General features: G+C 68.2%; 5 protein-coding genes. 4 read left to right on the top strand and 1 reads right to left on the bottom strand.

Annotated elements, in window-relative coordinates; translation table 11 throughout:
• Positions 1-1,286, top strand: a 1,286-nt coding sequence (locus tag MFF42_RS22595) for a porin (RefSeq protein ID WP_238257915.1), incomplete at its 5' end; no start/stop codon positions are given.
• Between the two features lie 44 nt (positions 1,287-1,330).
• Here the strand turns inward: MFF42_RS22595 and MFF42_RS22590 are convergent.
• Positions 1,331-1,480 carry a hypothetical protein gene (locus MFF42_RS22590; RefSeq protein WP_238257914.1) on the bottom strand — a complete coding sequence of 50 codons (150 nt, stop codon included), beginning with the start codon at positions 1,478-1,480 and terminating at the stop codon, positions 1,331-1,333.
• 710 nt (positions 1,481-2,190) lie between these two features.
• On the opposite strand from MFF42_RS22590, the gene rplJ reads away from it, so the two are divergent.
• The 3 genes from rplJ to rpoB all read left to right on the top strand — a co-directional run.
• Positions 2,191-2,709: a 50S ribosomal protein L10 gene (gene rplJ / locus MFF42_RS22585; protein WP_012456200.1), complete on the top strand. Its 519-nt coding sequence runs from the start codon at positions 2,191-2,193 to the stop codon at positions 2,707-2,709.
• Positions 2,710-2,767: 58 nt separating this feature from the next.
• Positions 2,768-3,148 carry a 50S ribosomal protein L7/L12 gene (gene rplL, locus MFF42_RS22580; protein WP_238257913.1) on the top strand — a complete coding sequence of 127 codons (381 nt, stop codon included), beginning with the start codon at positions 2,768-2,770 and terminating at the stop codon, positions 3,146-3,148.
• A gap of 257 nt (positions 3,149-3,405) precedes the next feature.
• On the top strand, positions 3,406-6,547 hold a 3,142-nt coding region (gene rpoB, locus MFF42_RS22575), incomplete at its 3' end, for a DNA-directed RNA polymerase subunit beta (RefSeq protein ID WP_238257912.1).

Genomic DNA, 6,547 nt, shown 5'->3' with positions numbered 1-6,547 from the left:
CGGCGGTCGCGCCGCCGGTCGTGGTCGCACCGGTGCCGCACCGCTTCGCCCTCGACGAGCCGGACACGTGGTCCGACGCGCTGGTGCCGCCCGCGCCGCAGCCGCTGGCGGACGGGCCGAACCACGGCGCCCGGCCCAGGACCTGGTTCGAGCGGCTGTCGCTGCGCGGCTACACCCAGCTGCGCTCGAACGAGTTCCTGTCCGGCGACGACACCGCGCCCGCGGGCCGCTCGCGCCTGCGCTCGGTCCATGACGGCGGCATCTCGGACCGCAACACCTTCACCTTCCGGCGCGTCCGCCTCGTGCTCCAGGGCGACATCCACGAGCGCGTGTTCATCTACCTGCAGCCGGACTTCGCGGTGAACGTGTCCAACCAGTCCGGCCCCGAGGGGCGCCAGAACTACGCCCAGCTGCGCGACGCCTACGCCGACGTTTTCCTCGACGACGAGCGCCGGACCAAGCTGCGCTTCGGCCAGCAGAAGGTGCCCTACGGCTGGGAGAACCTGCAATCCTCGCAGAACCGCCTGACGCTCGACCGCGCCGACGCGCTCAACAGCGGCGTTCCCGGCGAGCGCGATCTCGGCATCACCCTCTACTACACACCCTGGCACGTGCAGCGGATCTGGGACCGCCTCGCCAGGGGCGGCCAGAAGCTGTTCGGCAATTACGGCGCCTTCGGCCTCGGCCTCTACAACGGCCAGACCATCAACCGGATCGAGGCCAACGAGGACCTGATGACGGTGGTGATGGCGACCTGGCCGTTCGAACTCGACGGGCTCGGCGAGGCGTTCCGGGGGCAGGTGCTGGAGGTCGGCGGCTCGGCCTACCGCAACCGGTTCCGGCCCGAACTCGGCAGCCCAGGCCTCGGCAACGGCTACGACGACGAGCGCGTCGGCCTGCACGCGATCCTGTACCCACAGCCCTTCGGCCTCCAGGCGGAGTGGAACTGGGGCCGCGGCCCCGAATACGATCCGGTGGCCCGCGCGATCCTGACCAAGCCGCTCCAGGGCGGCTACGTCCAGGCGATGGTCAGGGTCGACCGCTCCCCGGTCGGGCCGTTCATGCCCTACGCCCGCTGGCAGACCTATGACGGCGGCTGGAAGGTGGGAACGAGCGCGCCGCGGCTCGACACCGACGAGTTCGAGCTCGGCGTCGAGTTCCAGCCGATCAAGGCGGTCGAGCTGACGCTCGCCTATGCCAGCATGAACCGCCGCGAGGCCAGCATCAGCCGCCTCGGCCGGGCCAAGGGCGACCTTTTCCGGGCCCAGCTGCAGATCAACTACTGAATGCGGGGCAGGCGGCCCGGAGCGGGTCCCGGCTCGGCTCCGGCTCAGGCCTCGGACCGCTTCGACAGGAGCGCGGCGCGGCTCGCGCCCTTGCCGCCTTCGGTGTCCGGGTTGCGCAGTTCGCGCATCCCGGGCAGGTGGCCGTCCAGGACGAAGACGAGCATCACCAGAGCCAACAACGCCTTCGAGGCCATCGCCCGAACCATCCCCGCTTTTGTGCGATGCGGTATAAGGCCGCCGCGACGCGGCTCGGGATGCGCTGGCGCACACGGATCATGCGAAGCGGCGGGGGCGGTGGGGCAGAGTCAAGGCCGGGTTAACGCCCGCGTCGACGCGGGGCTCGCGCGTCCGACCGGCACCGGTGCGGTCCGGTGCGCGGGCCGCCCCGGCCCGTGGCCGCGTCTCCGCTCCCACTTGCCCTCTTGCCTGCGACGGAAAAGTCGCGTCGCGGGACTTGGCAGGGAGCTTGCACGCCGCTATAGACCGCGCTCCACGAATTCACCTATTGGAAGGGATCGGCCGATCGGTCGGTTTCCATTCGAGATGCCGCTCGGGCGACCGGGCGGTGATGGCCGGAAGGGACTTGGGGCAGCCGCTCCGAGCGCCGTTTCCGGCTATGTCCTGTCCGAGACTGCAGGCGCCGGGCAACCGGCTTAATCGGCGACAGCCTGCACAGACGGGGAAGACCGAATTTTTTTTCACCTCGCCTCGGGGCCGGCCGGCACCGGGGGGAGGCATCGGTTTGAACCAATCTCACCCGCGAGGGGCCTGACGGCGCTTCAAGGGGACAGGGCCGTGAGACGTCGCCCGGGCGACGGTTCCGGCTTCTCAGCCGAGATCCGTTCCGGGCGGCAAGTGCAACCGGCGGACCTGCCTCAGGTTCCGCCAACCGGAGAGAGCACCAGTGGACCGGACAGCTAAAGCTGATCTCGTCTCGACGCTCAACGGCGTGTTCACCACGAACGCCGTCGTCGTCGTGGCCCACTACAAGGGCCTCACGGTCGCCGACATGCAGAAGCTGCGCTCGCAGATGAAGCAGGCCGGCGCCACCGTGAAGGTCGCCAAGAACCGGCTCGCCAGCATCGCTCTCGATGGCACGGACGTCGCCTCCATCAAGCCCCTCCTGAAGGGCCCGACCCTGCTCGCCTATTCGAGCGACCCGGTCGCGGCCGCCAAGGTTGCGGTGGATTTCGCCAAGACGAACGACAAGCTCGTGATTCTCGGCGGCGCCATGGGAACGACCGCCCTGAACCCGGACGGCGTGAAGGCACTCGCCACGCTCCCGTCCCTCGACGAACTGCGCGCCAAGCTCGTGGGCCTCATCCAGGCTCCCGCGACCAAGGTCGCCCAGGTCGTCAACGCGCCGGCGGCCAAGCTCGCCCGCGTGTTCGGGGCCTATGCCAAGAAGGACGAGGCGGCCTGAGCCGTTTCCCCCTTACAAACCGACCCGTTCAAACCGATATACCTAAAGGAATCCGCACATGGCTGATCTTGCCAAGATCGTCGACGATCTCTCCTCGCTGACCGTTCTGGAAGCCGCCGAGCTCGCCAAGCTTCTCGAAGAGAAGTGGGGCGTCTCGGCCGCTGCCGCCGTCGCCGTGGCCGGCCCGGCCGCCGGTGGTGGCGCCGCCGCCCCGGCCGCCGAGGAGCAGACCGAGTTCACGGTCGTGCTCGCCGGCGCCGGCGACAAGAAGATCGAGGTCATCAAGGAGGTCCGCGCGATCACCGGCCTCGGCCTCAAGGAGGCCAAGGACCTCGTCGAGGGCGCCCCGAAGCCCGTCAAGGAGTCGGTGGCCAAGGAAGAGGCCGAGAAGATCAAGGCCCAGCTCGAGAAGGCCGGCGCCAAGGTCGAGCTCAAGTAATCCGTCGATGGGCCGATCCGGCCCATCGCATCCGGCGCAGTCCCCCCGGGGCTGCGCCGGCCTTCACGCCCGCGGGCTCCGGCTCGCGGGCTAACGCCGCTTCGGGCGGTCGTCGTTCCCCAGGGAGCGTGCGGCGAACGGAGACGAATTCGGTTCGGGTGGGCTGATCGTCCGGCGGGGCGGCCCTTCGAGCCCGGTGACGGGAGGCGTTCTCGCCTTCCCCGGGCACCCTACGCTGAGTGGTGGAGCGAGGTCTCATGGCCAATACGCTGGTCGGTCGCAAGCGCATTCGCAAGTTCTTCGGCAAGATCCGGGAAGTCGCCGAGATGCCGAACCTCATCGAGGTTCAGAAGGCGTCCTACGACCAGTTCCTGATGGTGGACGAGCCCGAGGGCGGGCGCGCCGACGAGGGCCTCCAGAGCGTCTTCAAGTCGGTCTTCCCGATCTCCGACTTCGCCTCGACGGCGCTCCTCGAATTCGTGCGCTACACCTTCGAGCAGCCGAAATACGACGTCGACGAGTGCCGCCAGCGCGGCATCACCTTCGCGGCCCCGCTCAAGGTGACGCTGCGCCTGATCGTGTTCGACGTGGATCCCGACACCGGCGCCAAGTCCGTCAAGGACATCAAGGAGCAGGACGTCTACATGGGCGACATGCCGCTCATGACGGACAACGGCACCTTCATCGTCAACGGCACCGAGCGCGTCATCGTCTCGCAGATGCACCGCTCCCCGGGCGTGTTCTTCGACCACGACAAGGGCAAGACGCACTCGTCCGGCAAGCTGCTGTTTGCCGCCCGCATCATCCCGTATCGCGGCTCCTGGCTCGACGTCGAGTTCGACGCCAAGGACATCGTGCACGTGCGCATCGACCGCAAGCGCAAGCTCCCGGTGACCTCGCTGCTGTTCGCGCTGGGCCTCGACGGCGAGGAGATCCTCTCGACCTTCTACAACCGCGTCGCCTACGAGCGGGACGGGGCGGATTGGCGCGTGCCGTTCGACGCCGAGCGCCTGAAGGGCTTCAAGGCCTCGGTCGATCTCATCGACGCCGATTCCGGCGAGGTGGTGCTGGAAGCCGGCAAGAAGCTCAACGCCCGCAACGCCCGCCTCATCGGCGAGAAGGGCACCAAGTTCCTCAAGGCGACCGACGAGGATCTCGTCGGCCAGTACATCGCCGAGGATCTCGTCAACGGCAAGACCGGCGAGATCTGGGCCGAGGCCGGCGACGAGATCTCGGAGAAGCTTCTCAAGGCGCTCGACGACGTCGGCGTCACCGAGATCCCGGTGCTCGACATCGACCACGTCAATGTCGGCCCCTACATCCGCAACACCCTGGCGGTCGACAAGAATTCCGGCCGCGAGGGCGCGCTGTTCGACATCTACCGGGTCATGCGCCCGGGCGAGCCGCCGACGCTCGACACCGCGGAGGCGATGTTTCACTCGCTGTTCTTCGACGCCGAGCGCTACGACCTCTCCGCGGTCGGCCGCGTGAAGATGAACATGCGCCTCGACCTCGACGCCGCCGACACCGTGCGCACGCTGCGCCGCGAGGACATGCTCGCGGTGGTCAAGGCGCTGGTCGACCTGCGCGACGGCAAGGGCGAGATCGACGACATCGACCACCTCGGCAACCGCCGCGTCCGCTCGGTCGGCGAGCTGATGGAGAACCAGTACCGTCTGGGCCTCCTGCGGATGGAGCGCGCCATCAAGGAGCGCATGTCCTCGGTCGATATCGACACGGTGATGCCGCAGGACCTGATCAACGCGAAGCCCGCGGCGGCCGCCGTGCGCGAGTTCTTCGGCTCGTCGCAGCTCTCGCAGTTCATGGACCAGACCAACCCGCTGTCGGAGGTGACGCACAAGCGCCGCCTCTCGGCCCTCGGCCCGGGCGGTCTGACCCGCGAGCGCGCCGGCTTCGAGGTGCGCGACGTGCACCCGACCCATTACGGCCGCATCTGCCCGATCGAGACGCCGGAAGGCCCGAATATCGGCCTGATCAACTCGCTGGCGACCTTCGCCCGCGTGAACAAGTACGGCTTCATCGAGACCCCGTTCCGCCGGGTGAAGGACGGCGTGGTGACCGACGAGGTCGCCTACCTCTCCGCCATGGAGGAGGCGAAGTACTACGTCGCCCAGGCCAATGCCGGCATGGATGCGGGCCGCAAGCTGACGGACGACCTCGTGGTCTGCCGCCGCGCGGGTGAGGTCATCGTGGTCGCCCCCGACCGCGTCGATCTCATGGACGTGTCGCCCAAGCAGCTCGTCTCGGTCGCGGCGGCGCTGATCCCGTTCCTCGAGAACGACGACGCCAACCGCGCGCTGATGGGCTCGAACATGCAGCGCCAGGCGGTGCCGCTGGTCCGCGCCGACGCGCCCTTCGTCGGCACCGGCATGGAGGCCGTGGTCGCCCGCGACTCGGGTGCGGCCATCGCCGCCCGCCGCTCCGGCATCGTCGATCAGGTCGACGCCACCCGTATCGTCATCCGCGCGACGGAAGAGACCGACCCGACCAAGCCCGGCGTCGACATCTACCGCCTGCAAAAATTCCAGCGCTCGAACCAGTCGACCTGCATCACGCAGAAGCCGCTGGTGCGCGTCGGCGAGCCGGTGAAGAAGGGCGAGATCATCGCCGACGGACCGTCCACCGAGTTCGGCGAGCTCGCGCTCGGCCGCAACGTGCTCGTCGCGTTCATGCCCTGGAACGGCTACAACTTCGAGGACTCGATCCTGCTCTCCGAGCGGATCGTCAAGGATGACGTGTTCACCTCGATCCACATCGAGGAATTCGAGGTGATGGCCCGCGACACCAAGCTGGGTCCGGAGGAGATCACCCGCGACATCCCGAACGTCTCGGAGGAGGCGCTCAAGAACCTCGACGAGGCCGGCATCGTCTATATCGGCGCCGAGGTCCACGCGGGCGACATCCTCGTCGGCAAGATCACGCCGAAGGGCGAGAGCCCGATGACGCCGGAGGAGAAGCTGCTCCGCGCCATCTTCGGCGAGAAGGCGTCGGACGTGCGCGACACCTCTCTGCGCGTGCCGCCGGGTGTCACCGGCACCATCGTCGAGGTCCGGGTGTTCAACCGCCACGGCGTCGACAAGGACGAGCGCGCGCAGGCGATCGAGCGCGAGGAGATCGAGCGTCTCGCCAAGGACCGCGACGACGAGCAGACCATCCTCGACCGCAACACCTACGCGCGTCTCGCCGAGGTGCTGATCGGCCAGTCGCCGATCGCCGGCCCGAAGGGCTTCCGCAAGGACACCACGCTGACCCGCGAGATCATCAGCGAGTATCCCCGCTCGCAATGGTGGCAGTTCGCCGTCGTCGACGACCGTCTGATGACGGAGATCGAGGCGATGCAGAAGCAGTACGACGAGTCGAAGAAGCGCCTGGAGCAGC

This window comes from Methylorubrum podarium, assembly GCF_022179745.1.
Taxonomy (GTDB): Bacteria; Pseudomonadota; Alphaproteobacteria; order Rhizobiales; family Beijerinckiaceae; genus Methylobacterium; species Methylobacterium podarium.
Note: the sequence above shows the minus strand (reverse complement) of the source record. Positions and strands in the feature narration are given on the sequence as shown.

Coding starts and splice junctions, on each gene's coding strand:
- MFF42_RS22590 (WP_238257914.1), bottom strand. CDS start 1,480: ATGGCCTCGAAGGCGTTGTTGGCTCTGGTGATGCTCGTCTTCGTCCTG.
- rplL (WP_238257913.1), top strand. CDS start 2,768: ATGGCTGATCTTGCCAAGATCGTCGACGATCTCTCCTCGCTGACCGTT.